The sequence below is a fragment of the Lutibacter sp. HS1-25 genome, assembly GCF_004121075.1.
GTDB lineage: Bacteria > Bacteroidota > Bacteroidia > Flavobacteriales > Flavobacteriaceae > Lutibacter.
This window is the reverse complement of the sequence record NZ_RHLN01000161.1, coordinates 99,367-124,429: the sequence shown is the minus strand read 5'-3', so window position 1 is coordinate 124,429 and position 25,063 is coordinate 99,367. Positions and strand designations below refer to the sequence as shown.

Annotated in this window: 19 protein-coding genes, 1 tRNA gene and 1 pseudogene; 6 read left to right on the top strand and 15 right to left on the bottom strand. The window is 31.3% G+C overall.

Annotated elements, in window-relative coordinates:
* The first annotated feature begins 58 nt into the window (after positions 1-58).
* The 4 genes from EC396_RS17350 to EC396_RS17335 all read left to right on the top strand — a co-directional run bounded on the left by EC396_RS17350 (position 59) and on the right by EC396_RS17335 (position 2,793).
* Positions 59-667: a LemA family protein gene (locus EC396_RS17350; RefSeq protein WP_129368119.1), complete on the top strand. Its 609-nt coding sequence runs from the start codon at positions 59-61 to the stop codon at positions 665-667.
* Positions 667-1,104: a TPM domain-containing protein gene (locus EC396_RS17345; protein ID WP_129368118.1), complete on the top strand. Its 438-nt coding sequence runs from the start codon at positions 667-669 to the stop codon at positions 1,102-1,104. The genes EC396_RS17350 and EC396_RS17345 overlap by 1 nt, the downstream gene beginning before the upstream one ends.
* Positions 1,105-1,920, top strand: coding sequence for a YgcG family protein (locus tag EC396_RS17340; protein WP_129368117.1), 816 nt, complete (start codon positions 1,105-1,107; stop codon positions 1,918-1,920).
* Positions 1,921-2,067: 147 nt separating this feature from the next.
* Positions 2,068-2,793 (top strand): bifunctional 2-polyprenyl-6-hydroxyphenol methylase/3-demethylubiquinol 3-O-methyltransferase UbiG, encoded by a 726-nt coding sequence (locus EC396_RS17335; RefSeq protein ID WP_129368116.1) that lies wholly within the window; start codon positions 2,068-2,070, stop codon positions 2,791-2,793.
* A 239-nt stretch (positions 2,794-3,032) separates the two neighbouring features.
* On the opposite strand, the gene cydB is transcribed toward EC396_RS17335, so the two are convergent.
* The 3 genes from cydB to der all read right to left on the bottom strand — a co-directional run bounded on the left by cydB (position 3,033) and on the right by der (position 6,835).
* A complete protein-coding gene (gene cydB, locus EC396_RS17330) occupies positions 3,033-4,109 on the bottom strand; it encodes a cytochrome d ubiquinol oxidase subunit II (RefSeq protein ID WP_129368115.1) in 1,077 nt (358 codons plus the stop codon).
* A gap of 4 nt (positions 4,110-4,113) precedes the next feature.
* Positions 4,114-5,445 carry a cytochrome ubiquinol oxidase subunit I gene (locus EC396_RS17325; RefSeq protein ID WP_129368114.1) on the bottom strand — a complete coding sequence of 444 codons (1,332 nt, stop codon included), beginning with the start codon at positions 5,443-5,445 and terminating at the stop codon, positions 4,114-4,116.
* An 88-nt stretch (positions 5,446-5,533) separates the two neighbouring features.
* The gene (gene der, locus EC396_RS17320) at positions 5,534-6,835 is read right to left on the bottom strand and encodes a ribosome biogenesis GTPase Der (protein WP_129368113.1); all 1,302 of its coding nucleotides are present in this window, start codon (positions 6,833-6,835) and stop codon (positions 5,534-5,536) included.
* 122 nt (positions 6,836-6,957) lie between these two features.
* Between der and EC396_RS17315 the strand changes: the two genes are divergently transcribed.
* Positions 6,958-7,464, top strand: a complete 507-nt coding sequence (locus EC396_RS17315) for a GTP-binding protein (protein WP_129368112.1) — start codon at positions 6,958-6,960, stop codon at positions 7,462-7,464.
* 116 nt (positions 7,465-7,580) lie between these two features.
* On the opposite strand, the gene era is transcribed toward EC396_RS17315, so the two are convergent.
* Complete coding sequence (gene era / locus EC396_RS17310) at positions 7,581-8,246, bottom strand: GTPase Era (protein WP_164975343.1); 666 nt, start codon at positions 8,244-8,246, stop codon at positions 7,581-7,583.
* An 18-nt stretch (positions 8,247-8,264) separates the two neighbouring features.
* Here era and EC396_RS17305 point away from each other — a divergent pair.
* Positions 8,265-8,337, top strand: a tRNA-Met gene (locus EC396_RS17305).
* Between the two features lie 538 nt (positions 8,338-8,875).
* On the opposite strand, the gene EC396_RS17300 is transcribed toward EC396_RS17305, so the two are convergent.
* The 11 genes and pseudogenes from EC396_RS17300 to EC396_RS17255 all read right to left on the bottom strand — a co-directional run bounded on the left by EC396_RS17300 (position 8,876) and on the right by EC396_RS17255 (position 25,053).
* The gene (locus EC396_RS17300) at positions 8,876-13,141 is read right to left on the bottom strand and encodes a two-component regulator propeller domain-containing protein (protein ID WP_129368110.1); all 4,266 of its coding nucleotides are present in this window, start codon (positions 13,139-13,141) and stop codon (positions 8,876-8,878) included.
* A gap of 62 nt (positions 13,142-13,203) precedes the next feature.
* Positions 13,204-14,661, bottom strand: coding sequence for a sulfatase (locus EC396_RS17295; protein ID WP_129368109.1), 1,458 nt, complete (start codon positions 14,659-14,661; stop codon positions 13,204-13,206).
* A gap of 94 nt (positions 14,662-14,755) precedes the next feature.
* Positions 14,756-16,081, bottom strand: a complete 1,326-nt coding sequence (locus EC396_RS17290; protein ID WP_129368108.1) for a T9SS type A sorting domain-containing protein — start codon at positions 16,079-16,081, stop codon at positions 14,756-14,758.
* A 136-nt stretch (positions 16,082-16,217) separates the two neighbouring features.
* Positions 16,218-17,441: a T9SS type A sorting domain-containing protein gene (locus EC396_RS17285; protein ID WP_129368107.1), complete on the bottom strand. Its 1,224-nt coding sequence runs from the start codon at positions 17,439-17,441 to the stop codon at positions 16,218-16,220.
* A gap of 16 nt (positions 17,442-17,457) precedes the next feature.
* The gene (locus tag EC396_RS17280; RefSeq protein WP_129368106.1) at positions 17,458-19,368 is read right to left on the bottom strand and encodes a cellulase family glycosylhydrolase; all 1,911 of its coding nucleotides are present in this window, start codon (positions 19,366-19,368) and stop codon (positions 17,458-17,460) included.
* Positions 19,369-19,378: 10 nt separating this feature from the next.
* The gene (locus tag EC396_RS17275) at positions 19,379-19,729 is read right to left on the bottom strand and encodes a hypothetical protein (protein ID WP_129368105.1); all 351 of its coding nucleotides are present in this window, start codon (positions 19,727-19,729) and stop codon (positions 19,379-19,381) included.
* A gap of 176 nt (positions 19,730-19,905) precedes the next feature.
* Positions 19,906-20,511 (bottom strand): annotated as a pseudogene (locus EC396_RS17270) (alpha/beta hydrolase); the annotation flags it as partial.
* 18 nt (positions 20,512-20,529) lie between these two features.
* Positions 20,530-20,766 (bottom strand): hypothetical protein, encoded by a 237-nt coding sequence (locus EC396_RS18050; protein WP_205757985.1) that lies wholly within the window; start codon positions 20,764-20,766, stop codon positions 20,530-20,532.
* A gap of 39 nt (positions 20,767-20,805) precedes the next feature.
* A complete protein-coding gene (locus EC396_RS17265) occupies positions 20,806-22,476 on the bottom strand; it encodes a sulfatase (protein ID WP_129368104.1) in 1,671 nt (556 codons plus the stop codon).
* A 35-nt stretch (positions 22,477-22,511) separates the two neighbouring features.
* Positions 22,512-23,504 carry an alpha/beta hydrolase gene (locus tag EC396_RS17260; protein ID WP_240665773.1) on the bottom strand — a complete coding sequence of 331 codons (993 nt, stop codon included), beginning with the start codon at positions 23,502-23,504 and terminating at the stop codon, positions 22,512-22,514.
* A gap of 127 nt (positions 23,505-23,631) precedes the next feature.
* Positions 23,632-25,053 (bottom strand): sulfatase, encoded by a 1,422-nt coding sequence (locus tag EC396_RS17255; RefSeq protein ID WP_129368103.1) that lies wholly within the window; start codon positions 25,051-25,053, stop codon positions 23,632-23,634.
* Between the last annotated feature and the right edge of the window lie 10 nt (positions 25,054-25,063).

Below are 25,063 nucleotides of genomic sequence, written 5' to 3'. Positions count from 1 at the left end.
CAGTAACAAATCAATTAAAATAACAACTAATCTTAATAACAATTAAAAAATAATTAAAATGAAAAAATGGTTAATACCTGTAATAATTATAGCTGTAATAGCATTTGCTGGTTATAGTTGGGTAAAAGGATTTTACAATACAACAGTTCAATTAAATGAAAACGTAAAAGAAAGTTGGGGAAATGTGCAAACTGCTTACCAACGTAGAAGTGATTTAATTGGAAACTTAGTAAATACAGTTCAAGGTGCTGCAGATTACGAAAAAGAAACACTTACAGCCGTTATTGAAGCACGTGCAAAAGCAACTTCTGTTTCTATTGATCCAGCAAACATTACACCAGAACAATTGGCGCAATTTAACCAAGCTCAAGGTGGTTTAAGTGGCGCTTTAAAAAGTTTATTGGTTACGGTTGAACGTTACCCTGATTTAAAAGCAAATCAAAACTTTTTGAAATTACAAGATGAATTAACAAGTACTGAAAATCAGATTTTGACGGCACGTACACGTTATAATGAAGCAATTAAACCTTATAATAATCACGTAAAAACATTTCCAAATAACATATTGGCAGGTTTCTTTAATTTTCAGGAAAAACCTTATTTTGAAGCTGAAGCTGGAGCAGAAAAAGCACCAGATGTTAAATTTGATTTTGGAAAAAAAGAATAATGTCTAAAGAAGTAAATTTTATAACAGCAGCAGAAGAGCAAGTTTTAGTTGAAGCAATTCAAATTGCTGAAAAAAATACTTCGGGTGAAATACGTGTTCACATTGAGAATAGTACAGAATTACCTCCAATGGAAAGGGCATTGGAGGTTTTTCATTTTTTAAAAATGGATGCTACTCAATTGCGTAATGGTGTGCTAATTTTTATTGCTGTTGAAAGTAAGAAATTTGCCATTTTAGGTGATGAAGGTATTAATAAACTAGTGCCCAAAAATTTTTGGGAATCTGAAAAAGAGTTGGTTTTTTCTCATTTTAAAAAAGGCGAATTTTGTAAAGGTTTAGAGTTGGCAATTATAGAAGTTGGTAACAAATTAAAAGAATTCTTTCCGTATCAGTCTGATGATACCAATGAATTATCGAATGAAATTTCAAGAGGATAAATGGTAAATTTTCATAAATTATATAAAAAATCATTTTTTGTTTTAATCGCATTTTTGTTTGTGGAAGTTGCTTTTGGGCAGTTTACGATACCCGAAAAACCAAAACTTCAAACAAGTGTTTACGATTATGCTAAATTGTTATCGCCTTCTGAAAAATCAACGTTAGAAAATAAATTAATTCAATATTCCGATTCAACATCTACGCAAATTGTAGTGGCAACTGTTGAAACAATTAATGGTGAAGATATTGGTATTTTAACGCCAAAATGGGCGCATCAGTGGGGAATTGGACAAGCCAAAGAAGACAACGGTGTTTTTGTGCTGTTGGCTGTAAAAGAGCGCAAAATTTGGATTGCTCCTGGTTATGGTGTTGAGCATTTATTAACTGCTGGTACAACAGGTAGCATTGTTAGAGATGTGATTATACCTCAGTTTAAAAATGGCAATTATTATGCAGGTTTAGATAACGGAACCTATGCTATTTTTGAAGTTTTAAATGGTTCTTATAAAAACAATCAGCCCGCAAAAAGTAACAAGCAGCCAAGTGTTCCAAAAGGTCCGCTTATTATATTGATTTTACTGATTTTATGGTTTGTTTTTTCTAAAAAAGACAAAGGTGGTGGTCGTAATAATAGAGGAGGTAGAAACGATGCAACTGATATTTTAACTGCAATTTTATTGAGTAGAGCTGGTCGAGGTGGATTTGGCGGTGGCTTTGGTGGCGGTTCTAGCGGCGGAAGCTTTGGTGGAGGCGGTTTTGGTGGTGGCTTTGGAGGCGGAGGCTTTTCTGGAGGTGGTGCCGGTGGAAGCTGGTAGTTTTTGAGTCGAAAGTCTTAAAGTCAGAAGTCAAAAGTCAGAAGTCAAAAGTCAAAAGTTTTTTAAATACATAAGCGGAATACCTATTTAAGGGAATTCCGCTTTTTTGTTTTGTAATAACTATCTTTGAAACTATATCAAATAATTATGAGTTTTTATCAGCAAATTGCACCTTATTATCACCATATTTTTAAAATTAATGTAAGTCAGGTTGATTTTATTAGGTTAAAAATACCCGAAAATAATGGTGAGGTTTTAGATGTAGGGTGCGGAATTGGAACGCTTTCTTTGGAACTTGGCAATTATTATAAGCGTATTTATGGTATTGATATGGATGCTGAAATGATACGAGTAGCTTTAAAACAAAAAGGAGATCAGTTAAAATCCATTGAGTTTAAACAAATAAGTATGCTTAAATTAGCTGCTACTTTTGATAAAAGCGCTTTGGATGGTATTGTTTGTTTTGGAAATACTTTGGTGCATTTGAATTCTTTAGATGAAATTGCTGATTTTTTACAACAAGCAAAACACGTAGTTAAACCAGCTGGAAAATTGTTGCTGCAAATAGTTAATTACGATAAAATTATTGAGCAAAATATAAAGGAATTACCATTGGTTGCAAATGATGAAATTACGTTTGAACGAAATTATATTTATCATAAATCTGAAAATAAGATGGATTTTAATACGCGTTTAACGGTGAAATCAACTGATGAAATAATTGAAAACAGCATTGAATTGTTACCTGTATTAAAAAAGGAACTAGCACTTTTATTAAAAACGGCTGGATTTAATAATTGTAATTACTATGGTAATTTTAATCAAGAATTGTATACGGTTGATAGTATGGCTTTAATTGTAGAGGCTTGGTAGGTGGTTATTGAAAAACTTACTTTTTTTGGTAAAACCGCGTTAAGGATTGCAGCGGCATCCTTTTTTACAATGCAACGCAGTGAAATTGTAAAAAAGATATAGCGGAAAGCCTGACCCCTTGCGGGTAACGCCCTAGATACAATTCACAATTACGAGTTATCAATTTTTTAAAAACAATAAAAAAAGCTCTTCGTTTTAGTCTTTGCTAACAACCAGCAACTAAATGCCAACAACCATTTTTAATGATGATCGTGTTTTTCGGTTAATTTTCCTTTGTAGACTCTGTGTACAAAAGTGACGTAAATTACAATGAGTATAAAAGCGATTATCCACCAAACAATGCCAGTTTCTAAAGCGTACTTTTCGGAAGCGGTGTTGTAAATTGTTAAAGAATCTACTACCGAATTTGTGCTTGGAATTACCACAGGAAACAGGCTTGCTACTGCTGTGCAAATACCTGCAATTATAAATATTGTTGACGATGTAAAACCTATCCAATGCTTGCTGCTGTTACGGGCAAGTAGCATACCAATTAAACCCGAAAGCGCTATAAATGGCAATAAATATATTGATGGATGTTGGTTGAATATTTGGTTTTGAAAAGATTTCATTGTAACAAAAGCGATGAGAGAAATTACAATAAAAACAACCAAAGCAATCCACAATGGCAGGATTTTGCTTTGTAGTTTTTTAACAAAATCACCTTCGGTTTTTAATATAATCCAATATGCTCCGTGGATGGTTAGTGTAAAAACAGCGACCAAGCCAATGGTTATTGTAAACCAATCTATTACGCCGGGTCTTTGAGCAAAAGGAGAAAAACTACCATCCCATAAGGGTGTAAAAAACGAATAACTATTTGTGAATTTTGCAATACCATCTTCAACACCACCAAGGTTTACACCTCTAATAACGTTTCCAAAAGCGACACCAAAAAACAATGCCAATAACAAACTTGAAATACCGAATGCTTTTTGCCAAGGTTTGATCCACAATTCGTGGTTTATTAAATGGGTAAATTCAATTCCCAATGCCCTAAAAATAAAGAGCCATAAAATTAAAATTAAAGGCAAATAAAAGCCGCTAAAAGCTGATGCGTAAAGGGTAGGAAAAGCTGCAAATAAAACGCCACCAAAGGCAATTAGCCAAACCTCGTTTCCGTCCCAAAAAGGACCAATGGCACGCATTACTTGTTTTTTTTCTTCATCAGTTTTTGCAAAAAAGAAATGAATGATTCCTGCACCAAAATCAAAACCATCTAAAACAATATACATAATTAGCATAAAGCATAAAATCAGATACCAAGTCAATTCCATAATTTTAGTTTTTTACAATTAATTTTGGTCCTTTATGAATGATTTTTCCAACTAAAATAAGCATAATAAAACCCAGTACCAGATACAAACCAACAAAACCCAATAAGGTAAATAGTGTATTTCCTGCGGATACGCTTTCTGAAATACCATCGGCAGTTTTAAATAAGCCATATACAAGGTATGGTTGTCGGCCTAACTCGGCAGTATACCAACCGGCGGTATTTGCAATGTATGGAAATGGTGCTGCAAACATTAAAACCCACAAAAACCAACGTTGAACTTCTAATTTTTTCTTCCATAAAAACCAAACACCTAAAAACATAATTCCTATAAAAATGGTGCCTAATCCAACCATAATATGGTATGCATAGTACAATCCAGGAATATTTGTAGGCCATTCTTCTTTAGGAAAATCGTTTAAGCCTTTTATTTCTGCATCCCAACGTTTGTAAGTTAAAAAACTAAGCACATTAGGAACTTCAATTTTATTGTCTAAGCGTTGTTCTTTCATATTTGGCTGTCCAATTAATACTATTGGCGCGCCGTTTTCAGTATTAAATAAACCTTCCATAGCGGCTAAAGTTACAGGTTGCTTTAGTGCAACTTGTTTGGCTAATAAATCGCCTGTAGGAACCGCTACAAATAAGGAAGAAATAAGCCCGGTAATCAATGCTGTTTTTAAAAATAAATGCGCATAAGGCTTGTGTTTGTTGATTAACAGATAAAATGCACCAACGCAAGCAACAACAAATGAAGTTGTTACCAATGACGCCATTTGGTTGTGGAAAAATGAAGGTAATAACCAAGGATTTCCAAATAATTCGGAAAAGTTTTTAAGTGCAAATTTTCCGTTGGCTAAAATTTCATAACCAACAGGATGTTGCATCCAAGAGTGTGTTGCAATAATTAAATAACCACTAGCCCAGGTGCCAATAAATATCAATAAAGCAACTAAAAAATGGAGTTTTTTGCCTAGAATTTTTTCGCCAAATAAAAACAATCCTAAAAAGGAGGATTCTAAAAAGAAGGAAAACATACCTTCCATAGCCAGCGTTTGGCCAATTATATTGCCTGTTTTTTCAGAAAATTGCGCCCAATTTGTCCCAAACTGAAATTCCATTGGAATCCCAGTAACAACGCCCATTCCAAAGTTTATGGCAAATATTTTAGCCCAAAATTTAGCCGATTCGTTAAAAATTATATTGCTGGTTTTTAAATAAAAACCTTTATAAAGTACAATTATTAAAGCCAAACCCATAGTGAGTTGTGGAAATAAATAATGGTAGGTTATAGTAAAAGCAAACTGTAATCTGCCGTAAAGTAAAGCATCATCCATTCATAAGAAATTTTAAGAATGCCCAAAATTACGAATTATCTAGAGAATGTAGGTAATGTAACTTACATTAAAAGATGATTAAAACAGCTTATTTTTGTCTAAAATAGATTACAATTGGTACGCCTGAAAAATCATAAATTTCACGGAGTTTGTTTTCTACATAACGTTTGTAAGGCTCTTTTACATATTGTGGTAAATTACAGAAAAACACAAACTGAGGTGTAGGTGTTGGCAACTGCATACAATATTTAATTTTTACAAACTTACCTTTAATTGCAGGTGGTCCGTTGTGTTTTACAATGTCTAACATTGTTTCGTTTAACTTGCTGGTTGGAATGCGTTTTTTTCTATTTTCAAAAACTTCAACAGCAGTTTCAATGGCTTTAAAAATACGTTGTTTTGTTAAAACACTAGTAAAAATAATTGGCACATCAGTAAAAGGTGCAATTTCTCGTCTAACTTGTGCTTCAAAATCACGCATGGTATTGGTTTCTTTTTCAACCAAATCCCATTTGTTTACTAAAATAACAACTCCTTTTTTGTTTTTTTCGGCCAACCAAAAAATATTTTCATCCTGACCTTCAAAACCGCGGGTGGCATCCAATACTAAAATAGCTACATCACAACTTTCAATAGCTCTTACAGCACGCATTACAGAGTAAAACTCTAAATCTTCTTTAACTTTCGATTTTTTTCTAATTCCGGCAGTATCAACCAAATTAAATTCAAATCCAAAACGGTTGTATTTTGTATCAATCGTATCGCGAGTTGTTCCAGCAATATCGGTTACAATATTTCTGTCTTCACCAATTAAAGCATTGATAAATGAAGATTTTCCTGCGTTTGGTCGTCCTACAACAGCAAAGCGAGGTAATTCACTTTCTTCAACAACATCATCTTCCATTTTTTCAACAACAGCATCTAATAATTCACCTGTACCGCTACCGTTGATTGATGAAATTGTATAATACTCACCCAATCCTAGGTTGTAAAATTCAACAGCATTGGCGTCGCGCATAGCGTTGTCAACTTTATTTACAGCAATAAAAATAGGTTTCTTTATTTTTCGTAAAAATTTAGCAACTTCAGCATCTAAAGGCGTAATACCTTCTTCAACATCAACAACAAAAATGATGATATCAGCTTCATCAACAGCTAATTGAACCTGCTTTCTTATTTCTTCTTCAAAAATATCATCAGATCCAATAACATAACCTCCAGTATCAATTACCGAGAAATTTTTGCCATTCCAATCACTTTTTCCGTAGTGTCTGTCACGAGTAACTCCACTCACAGAATCAACAATTGCTTGTCGGTGTTTAATTAAACGATTAAATAAAGTTGATTTTCCAACATTAGGTCTTCCAACTATGGCTACGATATTACTCATTTGATACTTTTTAATTTTTTGCAAAAATACATTTTTTTATTTTGGAAATGAAGGTATTAGGATTGCTAAGTTTTTATTTCATAAAAAATAGTATATTTCAACAACTAAAAAAATCATTTTCAATGGAAATAGAAAAAAACAGTGATATCCATTTAAGGCCACGGTTTAAGATGGATTTTAATGAAAGTCAGCAAAATTTGATTTCAAAATTTGAAGCTAATTTAAAGGATGGAAATTGTAAATATTGCAGTAAAATTGTTGATGGACATATAGTTATTGATGTGCCTGTTGAAGAAAATAAGTTTTGGTCACCACAGTTAAATATTGAAATTGAACAGGTTGAAGAAGGTAAAACTATTGTAAAAGGTTTGTTTGGACCCAAACCGCAAGTGTGGACATTATTTATGTTTTTTCATTTTGCTGTAGCAGTTGCTTTTATTGGTTTTTCAGTAATGGCTTATGTACAATGGACTTTAAAATCTGATTATTTATTTGCTTTGGAAGTGGTAATTGCTTTGCCTATTTTGTGGATTTTAATGTATTTTTTTGGAAGATGGGGTAAAAGTACGGGTAATAAGCAAATGGACGAATTGTATAAATTTATGATGAAAACTTTGGAGAGAAATTAAGTAATAAAGTATAAAGTTTTCAGTTAAAGTATGCTGTAATTTTTAGAGTTTGAAAGATACAAAGGTACGAAGTATTAGTTTTTATTAAAGCTCTTACAAACAACCAACAACCGATTTTACTCATTATTATAACCAAATCTGCGTAATTGTCGTTTATCGCTTCTCCAGTTTTTATTCACTTTTACATATAATTCTAAATGAATTTTTTTGTCGAAAAATTTTTCCAAATCTTTTCTTGCTTCGGTTCCAACACGTTTTAAAGGCGCACCTTTATGACCTATGATAATTCCTTTTTGGGTTTCGCGTTCGACCATAATTACAGAACGAATTCTAATCATCGTGTCACTTTCAAAAAACTCTTCAGTTTCAATTTCAACAGAATAAGGAATTTCCTTTTTGTAGTGCAATAGTATTTTTTCTCGAATGGCTTCGTTGATAAAAAAACGCTCAGGCTTGTCTGTTAATTGATCTTTCGGGTAATAGGGTGGAGATTCAGGTAACAATTCTAAAATTTTGTCGAAAACACCTTGAACATTGAAATTTTCTAAAGCTGAAATTACGGTAACTTCCGCATTTGGCACTTTTTCTTTCCAGTACAATAATTTTTCTTCAACTTCTTCTTGTGAAGAGGTGTATATTTTATTGATTAATAATAAAACGGGCACTTTAGAATGTTGAATTTTATTAAAAAACTGCTCATCTTTTAATTCCTTTTCGCCAATTTCAACCATATAAATAAGCACATCATCATCTTCAAAAGCCGTTTTCACAAAATTCATCATAGAGGCTTGTAATTCGTATGCGGGATAGAGCAGTAGGTAGCTCGTCGGGCTCATAACCCGAAGGTCACAGGTTCGAGTCCTGTTCCCGCTACTAGTAAAAACGGTTTAGATTAGTCTAAACCGTTTTTTTATTATGTTCAATTTAAATGAAAGTTTTACCTTTTGAGTACCAAAATGAACACGATTTGCAAGTGAAGAAGAATTTTTCAACCCCAAAAATTTACAATGCTAATGGCGATTTAGACAAGCGTTGGTATGTTAATTTGCTTATCAAACTTTAGGCTTGAGTTTTTAGTGGATGAAAAATATTTTTTACAATTTAATATTTCCTCAGCATTTTTTAAGCTCGCCTTTTTAAGTAATGTTGTTTTAAATTTTTTTCCATTTTTTAACAGGTGAGTATTGTCTTCTATTGCATTTAATTAGATTTGTTTTATACTGCGAGTATGTTGCGGGTATGTTGCGGGTATCTATGGGGTATGTTGCGGAAATGACTAGTCCTGACTCGTCCTAAAATAACTATACAGGTTATGATGCTGCAGATAGTGTTATTTAATTTTTATAAAAGAGGGTTACTTTGAACGCGAATCGGTTAAAATTAAAATAATACGAAAGAGAGTGATCAAAAGTTATGAATCTTTTTTAAATTCTTTTAAGTAATCACTCGGAGTTTGATTAAATTGTTTTCTAAAGCAAGTTCTAAAGTATTTTGGATCAGAAAATCCAACCATAAATATTATCTCAGTAATGGAATATTTACCTGATTTCATAAGTTTTGCAGCTTTTTTAAGACGAATAGACCTAATAAATTGTGAAGTTGATTGACCGGTAATGGATTTAATTTTATTAAACAAAGATGATCTGCTGATACCAATATCTAGTGAAAATTGCTCAACGGAAAAATCAGGGTTATCTATGTTTTTTTTAATTATTTTTAATGACTTTTCTAGAAAATCTTGATCTAATTTACTGGATAATTCTTTCCATGATTCAGAACTAGATTCAGTGTTAAATTTCTGAGCCCATAATCGTTTTGTTCGCAGAATATTATCAACTCTAAGCTTTAAAACTTCAACATTAAAAGGTTTTAAAATAAATTCATCAGCTCCTGTTTCTAATCCTTCTTTTTCATTTTCTATACCGGCTTTAGCAGTTAATATAATTACTGGAATATGACTTGTATTTAAATCAGTTTTTATTTTTTTACACATTTCAATACCATTCATTTTTGGCATCATTAAATCACTAATAATAATGTCTGGCATATTTTTTATAGTATATTCTAAACCCTCAATACCATTATTCGCGGCAATGACATTAAAATAATTTCCAAAATAATTAAATAAGTATTCTTGTAAATCTTTATTGTCCTCTACAATTAATATGGTTGGTGTTTTAGAGGGGTGTTCAATAGTTTTATTTTCTTTTTGTAATGTTAATATGTTTTCTTTTATATCGATTACTTCTTTTTTTGTAAAACTAAAATCGTATTGCTTTGGTAAAAGTTCTATAATTGAATCGTCAATATAATCACTTTTTAAAATTGGAATTATTATTGAGCAAGTTGTTCCTTTATCTTCATCACTTTCAATGGTGATATTGCCCTTGTGAATTTCGACCAAATGTTTCGTATAGGCCAATCCTAAACCTGAGCCAATGTGAATGGAGCTATTTTCTTTTTTAGTTTGATAAAATCGTTCAAAAATACTTTCCAATTCATCTTTTGGTATCCCGATTCCTTCATCAGTAACTTTAATTAGGGCTTGTTTTTTGTTATTAATAAATACTTCTTCAATACTTATTGAAATTGTTTTATTGGGAGGCGTAAATTTAAATGCATTGGATAATAAATTGTAAAGAATTTTTTCAATTTTATCATTATCAAACCAGGCATCTATAGAATTTTTTTTGGAGATGAATTCAAATTTTATTGATTTTTCTGTGGATATTTCTTCAAATGCAAAATAAATTTCTTTTACAAAAGAAACTAAGTCACCATTTTGAACAATTAAATTGATAGAGCCCGATTCAGCTTTTCTAAAATCTAACAATTGATTGATCAATTTTAATAATCTCACCGAATTTTTGTACATAATTGAATTTAATTTATGTAAGTATTCAGGATTTGTATTGCCCCTCATAATTTGTTGTAATGGGCCAATAATTAGGGTAAGCGGAGTTCTTAATTCATGAGAAATATTTGTAAAAAACTGAAGTTTCATTTTAGTGATTTCTTCTGATTTTTCGTGTAATGCACTTTCTAAAATCAATTCATTTTTAAGTTTTATTTGGTTCATTCTAAATTGAATGATTAGAACTGTAATACCCAAAATGATTAGCGTAAACAGTATAAGTGCTATAGGTGTAAGATACCAAGGGTTTTTAATAGTTATTGAAATTTGTTTGGGTGTATCTGTCCAAATTCCTGCACTATTAGAACCATAAACTTTAAAAGTATAATTTCCTGGAAGTAAATTTGTGTATGAAGCAAATCGACGATTATTGCCAGTTGCATATTGCCATTTTTGATTAAATCCTTCTAAAATATATTTATACTTATTTTTTTTAGGGTTTGAAAAATGCATACTTGAAAATGCAAATTCTATAGAATTTAGATAATGAGGTAAAACAATATTATCAGTTTTATCAATACTTTTTGTCAATATAATATTGTCTTTTACGCTTTGAAATGGTTTAATTGATTCGTCAAAGAGTTTAAAATTTGTAATTGTTAATTGGGGCTTAAACTTGTTCACTGACAAATTGTTTGGTTGAAAAAAAGTTAAGCCATTTACCCCTCCACAAAGCATAATTCCTGAGGATGAAAAGATCATAGCATTGTCTCTAAATTCATTTACATTAAAGCCATCTTGTTTTTCAAAATGTGTAATTTCACCTGTAGAAGGATTTAATTTAGAGATTTCTCGTACGTGCATCATCCAAATATTACCGTCAAAATCCTCTTTAATTTGGTAAACAACATCACTAGGTAAACCATTTTCAACAGAATAGTGAGTAAATTTTAATTCTTTATTTTTTGATATTTCAATTTGATTTAATCCGCCACCAAAAGTTCCAACATATAATTTTCCATCTTTAGATTGAAAAATATCAAGCACATAATTGTTGCTTATACTATTTTTATTATTTGATTGATGCAGATAGCGAATAAATTTATCATTTCCATAGTTTGAATTTTCTAATTTGTTTAAACCTCCGATTGTTCCAACCCAGATATTTCCTTCATAATCTTCAAGAATATCTCTTACATAGTTATTTGATAAACTATTTGTGTCATTAGCTATTGGGTTGTAATTAATAGTTTTATAAGGTTGATTTTTTTCATCAAAAGAAATTTTCAATAGTCCATTATTCCAATAACCAGCCCAAATATTTCCATGATTGTCTTCTTCTAATCCAAATACAGCATTTACTATTGGTTCTCCTAAGTTATCTTTAAAATTGTTGAAGGTTTCAACCATGTAAGTATTTGTTTTTTCAGACAATTGGATTCTACTTAGGCCGTTTTTGGCTCCTACCCATATATTTCCATTATGGTCATTCATTAAACGCTTTACTTCAAATAATTCAGGAACGTTTAACTTTTCATTCTTCTCAGTCAAATAATTATAAACCCAAGGGGTATTTGAATTGTTGAAAATACTCTGTTTAAGTTCCTTTTTATTAATGACAGCAATACCTCCTTCTCCTTGAGAACCTAACCAAATATTTCCTTCTGTATCTTCACACATAGAGAGGATGGGGAAAGATTGGAATATCGCCTCATTTTTAGGATCTAAAAACTCAGTTGAATTAAAAAAAGTATGGCTTTCTAAGTCAATTTTATATAAACCATAATTTAAAGTTCCTAGCCATAAAATATTAGTTTTATCAATTAATAATTCTTGAGCTTGTTGCGTGTATATTAATTTTTTTAGCTGATTGTTTTTGCCAAAATTCGTGATTTCCCCCTTATTAGTATCATAGTTTAAAAGAAGTCCATTACCCGCAATCCATAAGCGCTCATTTTTATCAACCACCATGTTTAACTTTCTATAAACTTTACTAGTCTTCATTTCATCATTTGAAACTAAATTTATCAATTGTTTATCAATTACCTGTAGTTGTTCGTTTAACTTTATTTTTAACATTTGCAGTTTACTGCTAACTATCCAAATAGTGTTTTTAGGATATTCAAAAAAATCTACAGCATAACCTTCTTTAAAAAGGTTTTCTTTTAGATTGGTCTGCGTAATATTTATTTCAGGAAAATCTAGTTCGTTAGTTATTTCAACTTGGTGTATTTTTGTTTTTCTTTCGGGAGTTAAAAACCAATGCTTCCCGTTTTTAGCAGGAATAATTTTTTTGATACTTAAATCAAACCCTTTGGTTTCTTTTAAAAATTTCTGAAACAATAGTTCTCCATTTTCATTGACCTTAAAAAAATTAAGTCCTTTGAGCGTATTAATAAAAAAAATACCACTGGTTGATTGGTAAATATTGTTGATATCAAAAATAGAATTGGGTTGGTTTGAATTGTTGAAATAAACGTTAATTTCTCCTGTGTCAGGGTTAATTCTATTTAATCCGGCATCTGTAGTCCCAGCCCATATATATCCATCTTTGTCTTCGAATAGTTTAATTATTATATTACTGCTTAATCCACGAACATCAGTTTCGTATTTATAATGCTCCATGGAATATCCATCATATTTATTAATTCCGTTATAGGTGCCTATCCAGATAAAACCATTTTTATCTTGGATAATACTCTTAATGGTGTTTTGCGACAAACCTTCTTCTCCAGAAATTTGGTTAAGTCTCCATTGAGAATAAATAGTGTTACTTATAAATAAGTAGATGAAAAATAATATTATTCTAATTGAATTTGTCATTTAAAGCTTTTAAAATATAATTTAGCAATAAAGTTAATGTTTTTTGAAATGATGAATTAGGATTAATTTCCTAATATATTTTTACTATAATTTTTATGAAGTGTGTTGTGTAAAGTATTCACAATTTGAGCATAGTCACTATATTCTGCTACATTTTCATTTTCGTCAGGATCAATTTCGTGGTCAAACAACATGCGAGCAAATGTTTCATTGTTATTTGGATTTATATATTCTGTATAACTGTATCGCAGTGTTTTAATACTATACCCATTAGAGTTGTTAAAAAATACTTCAGTTTTTCCTTTTAAGTTTAGGTTCTCTAAAATGGGCAATAAACTTTCTCCTTCCAATTGGTTTTTGGGAATTTCTAAATTACACATAGCTGCCAACGTAGGAAAAATATCAACCAATTCAACCAAAGCATTGGTAATTCCTTTATTTTTGTTAAAAGGTGAGTAAATGATTAATGGAACTTGTGTTGAGGTTCTGTGACTTGTCCATTTAGCCCATTGCCCATGTTCTTGTAAATTATAACCGTGGTCAGAAACAAATACTACAATCGTGTTTTTATCCAATCCAGTAGCTTTTAGTTTTGCAAGTATTTCACCTATTAAGGTATCAACATAGCTAACAGTTGCGTAATAGCCGTGTATTAATGAAATGGCCGTATCATCACTAACAGTTTCTCCAATTGGAGGAATTCCAGTATACTGTCTTAATTCTGCAGAGTTGCTTATAGAAATGGCAGGTGCATTTTTGGGAGAATAATTATTGTATGGCTTATGAATAACATTTTCAGGATATTTATCCCAATGACGGGCAGGTGCATTAAAAGGTAAATGTGGACTAATGAAGCCAGCAGTTAATAAAAAAGGTTGATTGCTATTTTTTAGTTTGTCTAAATCTCCAATCACTTTTTGAGTCATTAAACCATCAATATAATCTGTGTCATTTACAGCTGCTTTTTCATACGCGGGTCCGGTATTGGTTTCTTTATATGTTAAAACATTTTCTGGAAGCAAATAATCTCTCCATAAACTTTGCCACCAATCTGTAGGTGCTAAACCATCTGGATTTTCATCAAAAGCATATGGGCGCCATACTTCAGTCCAGTCGTTTATTCTGTCATCTAAATGGTGATATATTTTGCCATTTGAAATGGTAATATATCCATTTTCTTTAAAAAGTTGAGGAAGTGTGATTGCTTCTGGTGTGTCATCCTGAACAAAAACTTTATAATCTCTAAAAATATTTTTTGTAGGCCTAATTCCCGTTAACATACTGGCTCGTGATGCACCACAAACGGCAACATTACAATAGGCATTTTTAAATAAGACACCTTCTTTTGCAAGTTTGTCTATATTTGGGGATTGCATTTGAGTCTGCCCATAACAACCTAATTGTGGTCTTAGGTCGTCCATATATAAAATGAGGACATTTGGTTTTGGAGTTCCTGTAGCATTTGAAATATTAAATAGTAAGCCAAAACAGCAAGTGAGAATAATTTTTAAAGTATTCATATTTTTATTTAATTTTTTATGAAGTATTAAAAATACGATGTAATAATAAATCGTATCATATTTTTTGGATGAAATGTTAAATGTCTAAATCTATTTAATCTTTAATAAAACGTCTTATTAAGTTGGTATTGTTTTCTGGGTAAATTTTAGCAAGGTAAATACCTTTATTCAAGCTACTAACATCTATAGTATCACTATTTTCTTTGCTTAACATTTTTTGGCCTAAAATGTTGAAAACCTCAATTTTCAGCAATTCTTTTGAAGAGTTAATTTGCAAAGTGTTTTGTACTGGGTTAGGATAAATTTCAATCTTTTGTAAATCTAAATATTCAGTTGATAATGATTTTTGTGTCATACTTATAGCCGCTTTATTAAAACGAACGGCTCCATAGCCTTGGGTTATTTCAATTCCTAATTGAATATGATAAATATATTGATTAGGATTAATGTATCCTTCTGCCTGGAATCTGTCAAATAGGTTTTTAATATTTAAAGAGCCATTTAATAGTTTATTATTATCTTTTATAATCACTCTTCGCCATTCATAATTATCTTGAATGTCATATAGCCATGCAAATGGTTTTCCAAGTATTTGAGTATCGGGAAGGGTATATGGGTAGGGTGGAATCCAAGTGCCATTTTGATCAAAGACAAAGAAAAAATCACCATCATTTTTTGAAAAATTGGTTAAATAGCTTTCATCTGTTAAAAACATATTCATAGCTATTTTATATTCTTCAGTTCCAAATAAGTGTTCAAAATCAAAATCTAATGATAAAGACTCCAGCGAACTAATTTGAAAAGGAAAGCTTGATAAATCTTCTCTTATATTTTTTCTATTGCCCCAAAATACATTTACATAACTCCAAACGGAAGCACCTCCATAAGCATTTGCTTTTGAGGGTGTATCCCATAAAAATATGGTGGATTCCGGGGCGTTTGTTTTATAAATTGTTGCCATTCTAAAATCTACATTCGGAACGGCTGTTCCTCGTCCCCATAAATTATTTAATACAGTCCAATCATTTGCTGAATTTATATAAGATTCATTGTGTAGATCCAAAATTTGATATGAACTATCTAAATTTTGAATAGTATAATCGTATCCATCGACAATTTCAATTGTATAGTTTGTTGCTGAAGCATTTATTTGAAGGATATCTGTGTGTATTACATTATATGTATCTGGTATTATATTGTTAATTTTAATAACGCCAGTACTTTGATTAATAGTATAGTATGAATTGTTGTTACCAGAAGTTATACTATAAGTGACAGAACCTTCTTGGGAATCGTTAATATCATAAATTACATCTCCAATTTTTTCATATTCACTTCTAAAAACTAAAGCCATTGTTTGGGCTTTCAAATTTAAAATTGGAATAAACACTAATAATATTAAAAGAATTCTATGTTTCATTTTTGATTCTATTTAAAATGCCTTCTTGGTTGCTTCTCCAATAGATACAATGCGTAATATTTAATTTAAAAGTATAATTTTATAAAACAAGCCAATAAATATATTTATTGGCTTGTTTTATAAAAAGGTTAAAAAATTATTCTTTAATAAAACGTTTTGTTGAAATTATATTATTTTCTTGGTAAATTTTAGCAATGTAAGTGCCTTTATTTAAGCCACTAACATCTATTGAAGAATCATTCTCTTTGCTTAACACTTTTTGACCTAAAATATTAAATACTTCTATTTTTTCTATTTCATTTAAAGCATTTACATTTAATATATTTTGTACTGGGTTGGGGTAAATCAAAATGCTGGCATCATCTTTAAAATCAATATCATCAAGACTTAATGTAGCTGAATTATTAAAAACTATTCTATCAATTATAATATCTTCTAATGAAGCCGCATTACTTGCATTATTTGTATTTCTAATTATAATTTGGATATCTTGTGTAATTCCTGTCCATTCAGTTTTTGCAGTTGCTAAATCAATTGGAATTGATTCAAATGTTGACATATTTTGATTTATACTAACATTTGTACCAATAAAGCCAACGTAATTATCAGCCGAATGTCTAAATTGAATTCTGAATTGATTATTATTTGCATTCTCATTTTTATAAACAATATGCATAAATGTATTTGCATCAGCATCAACAGAGTTTACTAGGTTAGTAATTTTAGAGCCAATCCCGTTACCTGTTGGAGTTATTGTTAAAACATTCGCACTTACATTAATTGTACTAGTTACTTCAGACCATCCTTCTGAATCTCCATCAGTGTTAAATTCATAAATTAATTTTTCTGATCTTGGAATTGCATTTAAAAACTCAATTTTATCAATGTTAAGAGTCACACCGCCAGCTGGAGTTGTATAATTTGCATTTCCAGCAGCTTTAAAATGCATTTGTATATCATTTTCAGGGACATCATTTCCCCAATCAGCATTTGTTAAATTAAAATAATACGTTACATACCCAGTATCACCTGAAGTAATATCTTGTTCAATGTATATACGACCACCTGCAGCCTTTGCAAATGAAATTCTTAAAAATGTTGGTCCTTCGGTACTTAAATTTTGAAGTGTAACGGCACAAATTTTATTAGTTACTCCATCTACTCCAGCAGTTGAAGAACCAATTTTAGGATTTGATACAGCTTCAGTTAAATTTACTGCAACAAAAGTTGGGCTTGCTGTTAAAGTTGCACCCGTTATTGTAGCATCCCAGTTATCAACTGAATTGGTGAAATTAAAAGTTTGCCCAAACCCACTAAAAGGCAGTGCAGTTAATAAAAATAAAATGTAAAGTTTTTTCATAATAAATAGTTTTAAATTAATTGTTGATTATGACTAATTTTTTGTGTTGTTGTGAGCTATTGCTTAAAAATAATTGTAAAAAATAAACATTAGTACTTAGGTTTGAAACGTCTAAAGTATTCTTGTTAAAGGCACATTTTTTTTCCGACCCAGTTAAATCGTACACTTTAATTTTTACAATCTCTTGTGTTGTTTTGAAAAATACGTTTCCTTTTGCAGGGTTTGGATACATCATTACTTTTTCTATCAAAAGGTTTGTTTCATTAGATATGCTTAATGTTTGGTTAGTAAAAGCGTTAAAGTTGTCAAAATAATATATACCCGTTTTGGCGCCACATAATATTTGAAATTCCACTTCCTTTGTATTTAATGGGATGTCACAAGTGTATTCAAATAATTGGTAATCAGTTGTTAAGTTAAAAGCATTAGAAATTAAAGTATAGGAAACGGCATCACTGTTATCAGTTACTTTTAAACGAAATTTAAAATTTTGTGAGCTCGTACTGCCTTTTGCGACTGTTCTGAAAGTATAAGTTTTCCCTGAAATATTTTGGGTATATGGCTCATTCTTAAGTACTACTTTACTATGAGCAGTTCCTGCTGTTGTAACTTCTATTTTTAAAGATTCTAGATCTTCATAAATGTTTGGGCTTGTAGTATTTGAAATAGAAGCGACAGGACCATCATTGGCAACATAAAGATTCCAATTGCTGTTATAACCACATTCTATATCAGCATTTTTTATCATTTCAATATCTAAACAATTAATTCCTAATACCGCATTTCGGACATCACTTACCCAGGTTCTGTCAGTCACTTTATAAATAGTTTTATTTGCTTGGTCACCAGCATCCCAAACAGTGAATGCAAAACCTAAATCAATTGCTTTTTGTGCTAAATAACGGTGAAACTCAACTCTGGAAGCATTTTCAGGGCCACCAAAATCGCCATAGGTTTTAGTGCTATAATTATAACCACCTTCATTATCGGCACCAAACTCTCCAAATAAAATGGGAATATTGTTTGCTGTTGACCAAGTTTTAACTGCACCAAAATCCGTATCAACTTCTAATTTATCAGCATCTGTACCCCAATCATAATCTGTGTGTTGAGAACTCGAAGAAGCTGTAAATGCTCTTGGCCAATAATAATGATATGTGGCTATTAAATTGTCATCTAAACTTAATACACTGCTTCCAATTTGTAAAGGCGCTTCATAAGCATTTTTGGAACCTCCAGTAATTACAATATTTCTATCAGCGTTATTACTGCCAGTACTTCTAATAATGTTAATAATATCGGTATTTAAAACATCCATTTCAATATCAGTTATATTGAAATAAGGCTCATTTATTATTTCAAACAATAAATCATAGGAGAAATTTTTTAATCTATTTGAAATTTGTGTCCAAATGGCTCTAAATTTTGCGTTGTCAGCAGCTCTTTTTGCAGAAGTGGGATGTGTATATAATGCTGGATTTTTAGATTCATTAAAAGTTTCAATAAATTCATCTTTTAACGTGCTTCCATGAAAATCTAAAATAACTACTAAATTTCTATTCAAAGCCCAAGTTAGTACTTCTTCAATTCTATCTAAATAAGTAGAAGAAACAGTAAAAGTTAATGGGTTATTCGTGTAGTCGCTTGCCGTATTTGCATCTTTTGAATATCCAGAAGTATCACCTGAGGTTCTAGTCCCAAAAAAATCTGCAGGAATTCTAACTGTTTTAAAACCTACCGAAGCAATATCATCAAAATAAGATTCTTCAACAGCAGGAGCCCAGTTACCTTCAACAGGGGCACTTAAGGTATTTCCTAAATTAATACCTCTACCCATTTTAGCCACCATTTGTTGCGGTGTACTTTGGGAAAGCACCAATAGAGGAAAACTAATAGATAAAATTAAAAGATGTATTTTTCTTTTCATAGAGGAGTTTTTAACTTTTTTCTTTGGCGGCTTTTTTAGCAACTTGTTGTTGTTTATTTAATAAGCCATAAACTTTTTTGCCAAGCGCTTTATTAAGTGCTTGTATTTGTTCTTTTTGTTCGTTTTTGTCAGTTACTTCTTCTTTAATTTTTTTTATAGCCTTGCTTTTTTCAACATAAAGAGCAGTGATTTCTTTTTGCTGTTCATCTGTTAATGCTGCAGATTTATCAACTGATACAAGCTCCTTGTTTAATTCATCAACTTTTTTAGTAGCTTCAATTGTTGCTTTGTCTTGTGCAAAAGCATTAGCTGTTATTGAAACAAACAGAATGGTACTCAATAATAATTTTATTGTTTTCATAATTAATGTAAAATTTAAATTTGATTTATTTTGACGAAGTTAAATTATGAACCGAAATGTGAAGGGGAGAAATGTTTTTTTAGAAGGGCATTATGGTTTTAATACCTTATTTTGAGTGTTTTAAAAAATATGGATAATGTGTTGTTGTAAAATATTTAACTTTTATGTAGGTAAAATTAAAGTTGTTTTACAATTGTTGGATTTCCTTTAAGATATCCAAGTGAAGTTAAAAATAAGTCAGTTTCATATAAGGTTTCATCAAAATATTTCCCTTTATTAAAAAAGGAGTGTTCTTGCCCTTCATATAAAAACAAATCACAACGACTTCCAACTTCTTCCATTTTTTTCTTGTATTCTTTTGAAGATGCTACAGGGGTTGTTTTATCTTTTGTTCCAAAAAACACAATAGTTGGGGGTGCACCCATACTAATATTATGCAAAGGTGAAATTTCTAAATACCGACCTTCCATTCTTTGATGAGCAAAGCCGTTTGGGCCTAAATCATAAACAGGATTGAATAATACCAATGCATTTGGAACAGAACTAATACTTAAATCTTCAGAAGGGTCTTCTAAACCAATGATGTTTCCGCAGGAAGCAGCCAAATGCCCTCCAGCTGAGCCTCCTCCAGCAGCAATCATATCAGGGTTAATATGCAATTCCTTTGCATGTTTTCTAACATATCTTATAGCTGATTTGGCATCATTTACGGCATCAAAAGGTGTAGTTCCATGGGTGTTTTTAATTCTGTAATCTGCTGAAATTGCAATCATTCCTCTAGAAGCTAAATAGCTAGACTGTCAAGAAAAAGCCGTGTAATTTCCGTTGTTCCAGCCTCCGCCATGAAAAAAGATAATAGTATTATAGACTTTTGTTGTGTCAAAATCTATTGGGTAATACACATGTAATTTTAATGAAATCGTATCTATTTTTTTATATTCAATAGTTATAGGATTTATTTTTAGTATAGAGGTCTGACAGTGACCAATTGTTACAATTATAAAAAACAGGAAGAATTTTGTTTTCAAGAAATTCATATTTAGCTGTTTTAAAAAACAATGCTGGATTACTTAATTTTATTTTATTTGATGCATAACAATGTCACTTTCTTTAAAACCAATTCTTTCAGCAATGGTATAGATATACATGTTTTTTTCGGCTTTTATTGGAGTTGAATACAATTTCCAATGACTGTTATAATCTAATTCCAAATTAGGATTGTCACTTAAAATATAAGCAATTGAAGCTCCTTCTGTTGTTGTTGAAAGATAAATGGTTTCTTCTTCTTGTAGTAGTGTAACAATATCAGTTTGTGGTTGTTCAAAATTTGGCCACATCCTATTAATTAATTGTGCCTCGGGAATCATTCCTAAATCCGGAAAATTTTTAAAGTGTTCATCATTTACATTTCTTAAATCAATCAACACTTTATGATAATCAGGATTTTCAGCTAAATTTATTAAATTATAAGGATCCTTTTCGCAATCATACAATTCTTCTGTAGTTTTTGTATTGAACCAGTCAAGTTGTATTTCATTTAATTTATTTTGTTCTTTCAAATCTAAGAGCTCATTCATCATTGGAATGTTTTTTCTGTAGCTAATATCCTTGTATTTAGTTTTTTTAGGAAAATAATTTTTTAAGTATAAATATTGTTTATTTCTTACTGAGCGAATTCTGTCTGAACTTTCATCAAATCTATCAGAACTTCCAAAAACATAATCTCTCGGTTTTGCAATGTATTTACCTAGAAAAGCTGACCCATCCATATAATTTGGAGGTTGAATACCCGCTAAACTTAAAACAGTTGGAGCCAAATCGGTAAAAGAAATCAATCTGTCCGTTCTACCAATATCTGAACTTCCAATATTTTTCACCATAAAAGGAACTTTAAGACCTGAGTCTAAAATGGCTCTTTTTTGTCTTGGTAATGGGCCACCGTGATCACTATAAAAAAATATAATCGTATTTTCATACAAGCCATCTTCCTTTAATTGCTGAATAAGTTGACCAACTTCAGCGTCCATTATTTCAACATTGCTGTAATGACGAGCAATATCGTTACGAGCTATTTCTGTATCTTGAAAATAAGGGGGTACAGGTACAGTTTCTGGATTTACTGTTAGTGGTTTTTTTTGTAACCAAATTTTACTTTCATGTGTAGAACCAAAATTAAAAACTGAAAAAAATGGCATCCCTTTAGGCGTATTTCTCCAATGAGCTTTTGAGTTATTTTCATCCCAGGCCGTTATTGGTGCAGCAAATTGGTAATCGGTTTTTTGATTGTTCGTGCAATAATAGCCATCAGCTCTTAAATACTCTGTAAAACATTTTACGTTTGAAGGAACCACTGCAGAATATTGTCGAATGGTATCTCCTTCAATATCTGTAATTTGAATTTTATTTTCATATTTCCTAACACCCCAGGATTGAATATCTTTCCCTGTGCGCATATTCATAGTGCCAATACTTATTGGATACATTCCTGTAATTATTGAAGATCTAGTAGGCGCACAAACACCTACAGGTGCAAAAGCGTTGTCATAAACAATTGATTCACCTGCAAGTTTATCAAGATTTGGCGTTTTAGCCGTAAAGTCACCATACATAGATAATGTTGGACTTATATCTTCGCAAACAATCCAAACAATATTTGGTTTAATTGAATTGATGTGGTTTTGTGAATTAGATGTATTTACAACTAAAACCAGCGAAATTATAAAAAGTATGTTTTTTACGTAAATCATATAGGTCTAAATTAAGTTCTTTGTTGCCCGTAGTTTTATTTTACTATTAAATTTTGTTGTTGAACAATAAAATCAAAAGCCAATTCTTCCAATTTCTTATTGTTTACTGTTGCATCCCAAGCACCATGCTTTTTTCCCTCTAAGGCATAATAGGCAAAAGGCACTCCGTTGGTTTTATAAATAGATTTTAATTCTTCAGCATTACTGTAAGGTACTACTGTGTCTTCAGTTCCATGTGCAATAAACAATGAAGGGTCATTAGTATCAAATCGATGATATCCTAAAATTTCCTCAAGTGCATTTAATGCAATTTTTGACCCCCAGAGGTCTATTATAGTTCTTATTTGATATGATTGCTCCAAATTTGTACTAGCAAGGGTTGGATCTTGGCTGGTATCTATTTCATCTCTAAAATCTTCTTGATTTGAGATTCCAAGAGTTATCGCAGTGATTGCTCCTGCAGAACCACCGCCCACTGTTATATAGTTTGTGTTGATGCTATAAGTATGGGCGTTGGCAACAATATATCTTAATGCTGCCTTTGCATCGCGTATAGCAGGATATATTGATAAGAACTGACTAACTTTGTCTTTAGGAACTTTAGTTGAGTAATTTTCCCATAGTTGTGGTACTGTACCATTATTATTTTTTAATCTATAATCAATAGAGATAAATACCCAGCCTCTTGAAGTGTAATATTTAGCTAAATTTTTAATCTGAGCTTGTTGTTTTGATCCTCCAGCAAAACCTCCGCCATGGATAAACATATAAGCAGGTCTGTTTTTCAAATCATTATCTGGAACATAAATATCCAACTTTAATGGTATTATAGTGGCATTAGAACTATTGACACTCTCATGGCTCAGTCCCTCAGCATATATGATATCTTCCTTTAAGATTACATTATATGTAGCAGTAGATTGTACCATAGGAATTTCATTTTGTGAGCCTGTGGAAACACCATTTTCATTATGGCTAAAAGCTAAAAGATGAAATATTGATAGGGCAAATAGAAATAATATTTTCATTTTGACATTTTAAATATTTTTTTAGTTGGGCTGATTTTCTTTAAAATGACTAGTTACTAACAACAAATAGGCTATCTCTACTACAACTAGCTTTGATAGCCTTTTTGAAATAACTAAACCACTAGTATTAATGTTTTATAACAGCATTTACTTCTTTTCTCCAATCTTGTATCAGTTTTGTAAGTTCTTTTGTTTTTTCAGGCATTGATGCTGCCAGATTTTTTGTTTCACCAGGATCTTTGGCAATATTGTACAATTCAACATAACCATCTTCATAAAAATCCAAAAGTTTAAAATCTCCTTTTCTTACTGTTGTATTTGCAGTATCGCCTGTGCTGGTAGGTCTTGGTAATGGTGAATGCCAAAAAACAGTTCTTTCATTATCTTTTGTGTTAGTTCCTTTTAAAACTTCCGCAAAACTCACGCCATCTAAATATTGTTCTGGGTGAGGATTTAAATTTGCCATATCTACCAATGTTGGGTAATAATCTGTTCCAGTAACTATAGCATCAGTTGTTGAATTTTCTTGAGTAACACCAGGCCATTTTACGAACATTGGTACGCGAATACCTCCTTCGTAATTATGCCCTTTTCCAGCTCTGAGCGGAAGGTTTGAGGTGGCTAATTGTCTTTTATTACCTCTGTTTGACAATCCTCCGTGGTCTGAAGTGAAAACAATAATGGTATTTTCGTCTAGGTTCAGATCTTTCAACAATGCTACTATTTTAGCTAAACTTTCATCAACACTTTGAATCATAGCAGCATAAGTTGCATTGTCTTGATATATTTTAGTCTCACCAGTGTTGCCAACTGTTGCATATTGGGGACCATCTGGAACAGGATTTTCTTTTAGTTTTTCTTGATAATATTTTTCAAGTTTATCTTTTCCTTCAAAAGGAGTATGTACTCCATAATGAGATAAATAAATAAAGAATGGTTTGTCTTTATTTTCTTTTATAAAATCTAATGTTTTACGAGTCAAATGATCGGTTAAATAATCACCTTCTTTGGCGTCATCTAAATTTTCAATATTTCTTTCTTTTCCATTTCCACTGTTCCCTTTGGCAACATTATATGGGTAAAAATAGCTTTTTGGAGCACCCGCATGACCGCCACCAAAATTATAATCAAACCCTTCATCTTCAGGATATACCTCATTTGAAGCCAAATGCCATTTACCAGTAAAAAATGTGGTATAACCTTTTTCTTTGAAGGCTTTAGCAATCCCAAATTCTGATTTTTGTAAATTGCCAGCATCTCTTCCACCTTTTCCAGGCATACCTTCTCTGGCAGGATATTTTCCTGTAATCATGGCAAAACGTGATGGGACGCACCGCGGATGGGCTGCATACGCTTGATTGAAACGCATACTTTCATGTGCTAATTTGTCAATATTTGGTGTTTCATAAAAAGAACTTCCTTGATAACCAGTATCCATCCATCCAAAATCATCTACTAAAAAGAAAATAACATTTGGTTGTTTACTTTTATTTTGTGCATTGCTAGAAAATAATCCAACAAACAAAAAGATTATAAATATTTTTTTCATAATTTAAATT

What these genes read in the sequence shown, in the direction of transcription:
- EC396_RS17350 (WP_129368119.1), top strand. Translation starts at nt 59, where the DNA reads ATGAAAAAATGGTTAATACCTGTAATAATTATAGCTGTAATAGCATTT.
- EC396_RS17345 (WP_129368118.1), top strand. Translation starts at nt 667, where the DNA reads ATGTCTAAAGAAGTAAATTTTATAACAGCAGCAGAAGAGCAAGTTTTA.
- EC396_RS17340 (WP_129368117.1), top strand. Translation starts at nt 1,105, where the DNA reads ATGGTAAATTTTCATAAATTATATAAAAAATCATTTTTTGTTTTAATC.
- EC396_RS17335 (WP_129368116.1), top strand. Translation starts at nt 2,068, where the DNA reads ATGAGTTTTTATCAGCAAATTGCACCTTATTATCACCATATTTTTAAA.
- cydB (WP_129368115.1), bottom strand. Translation starts at nt 4,109, where the DNA reads ATGGAATTGACTTGGTATCTGATTTTATGCTTTATGCTAATTATGTAT.
- EC396_RS17325 (WP_129368114.1), bottom strand. Translation starts at nt 5,445, where the DNA reads ATGGATGATGCTTTACTTTACGGCAGATTACAGTTTGCTTTTACTATA.
- der (WP_129368113.1), bottom strand. Translation starts at nt 6,835, where the DNA reads ATGAGTAATATCGTAGCCATAGTTGGAAGACCTAATGTTGGAAAATCA.
- EC396_RS17315 (WP_129368112.1), top strand. Translation starts at nt 6,958, where the DNA reads ATGGAAATAGAAAAAAACAGTGATATCCATTTAAGGCCACGGTTTAAG.
- era (WP_164975343.1), bottom strand. Translation starts at nt 8,246, where the DNA reads ATGATGAATTTTGTGAAAACGGCTTTTGAAGATGATGATGTGCTTATT.
- EC396_RS17300 (WP_129368110.1), bottom strand. Translation starts at nt 13,141, where the DNA reads ATGACAAATTCAATTAGAATAATATTATTTTTCATCTACTTATTTATA.
- EC396_RS17295 (WP_129368109.1), bottom strand. Translation starts at nt 14,661, where the DNA reads ATGAATACTTTAAAAATTATTCTCACTTGCTGTTTTGGCTTACTATTT.
- EC396_RS17290 (WP_129368108.1), bottom strand. Translation starts at nt 16,081, where the DNA reads ATGAAACATAGAATTCTTTTAATATTATTAGTGTTTATTCCAATTTTA.
- EC396_RS17285 (WP_129368107.1), bottom strand. Translation starts at nt 17,441, where the DNA reads ATGAAAAAACTTTACATTTTATTTTTATTAACTGCACTGCCTTTTAGT.
- EC396_RS17280 (WP_129368106.1), bottom strand. Translation starts at nt 19,368, where the DNA reads ATGAAAAGAAAAATACATCTTTTAATTTTATCTATTAGTTTTCCTCTA.
- EC396_RS17275 (WP_129368105.1), bottom strand. Translation starts at nt 19,729, where the DNA reads ATGAAAACAATAAAATTATTATTGAGTACCATTCTGTTTGTTTCAATA.
- EC396_RS18050 (WP_205757985.1), bottom strand. Translation starts at nt 20,766, where the DNA reads ATGAATTTCTTGAAAACAAAATTCTTCCTGTTTTTTATAATTGTAACA.
- EC396_RS17265 (WP_129368104.1), bottom strand. Translation starts at nt 22,476, where the DNA reads ATGATTTACGTAAAAAACATACTTTTTATAATTTCGCTGGTTTTAGTT.
- EC396_RS17260 (WP_240665773.1), bottom strand. Translation starts at nt 23,504, where the DNA reads ATGAAAATATTATTTCTATTTGCCCTATCAATATTTCATCTTTTAGCT.
- EC396_RS17255 (WP_129368103.1), bottom strand. Translation starts at nt 25,053, where the DNA reads ATGAAAAAAATATTTATAATCTTTTTGTTTGTTGGATTATTTTCTAGC.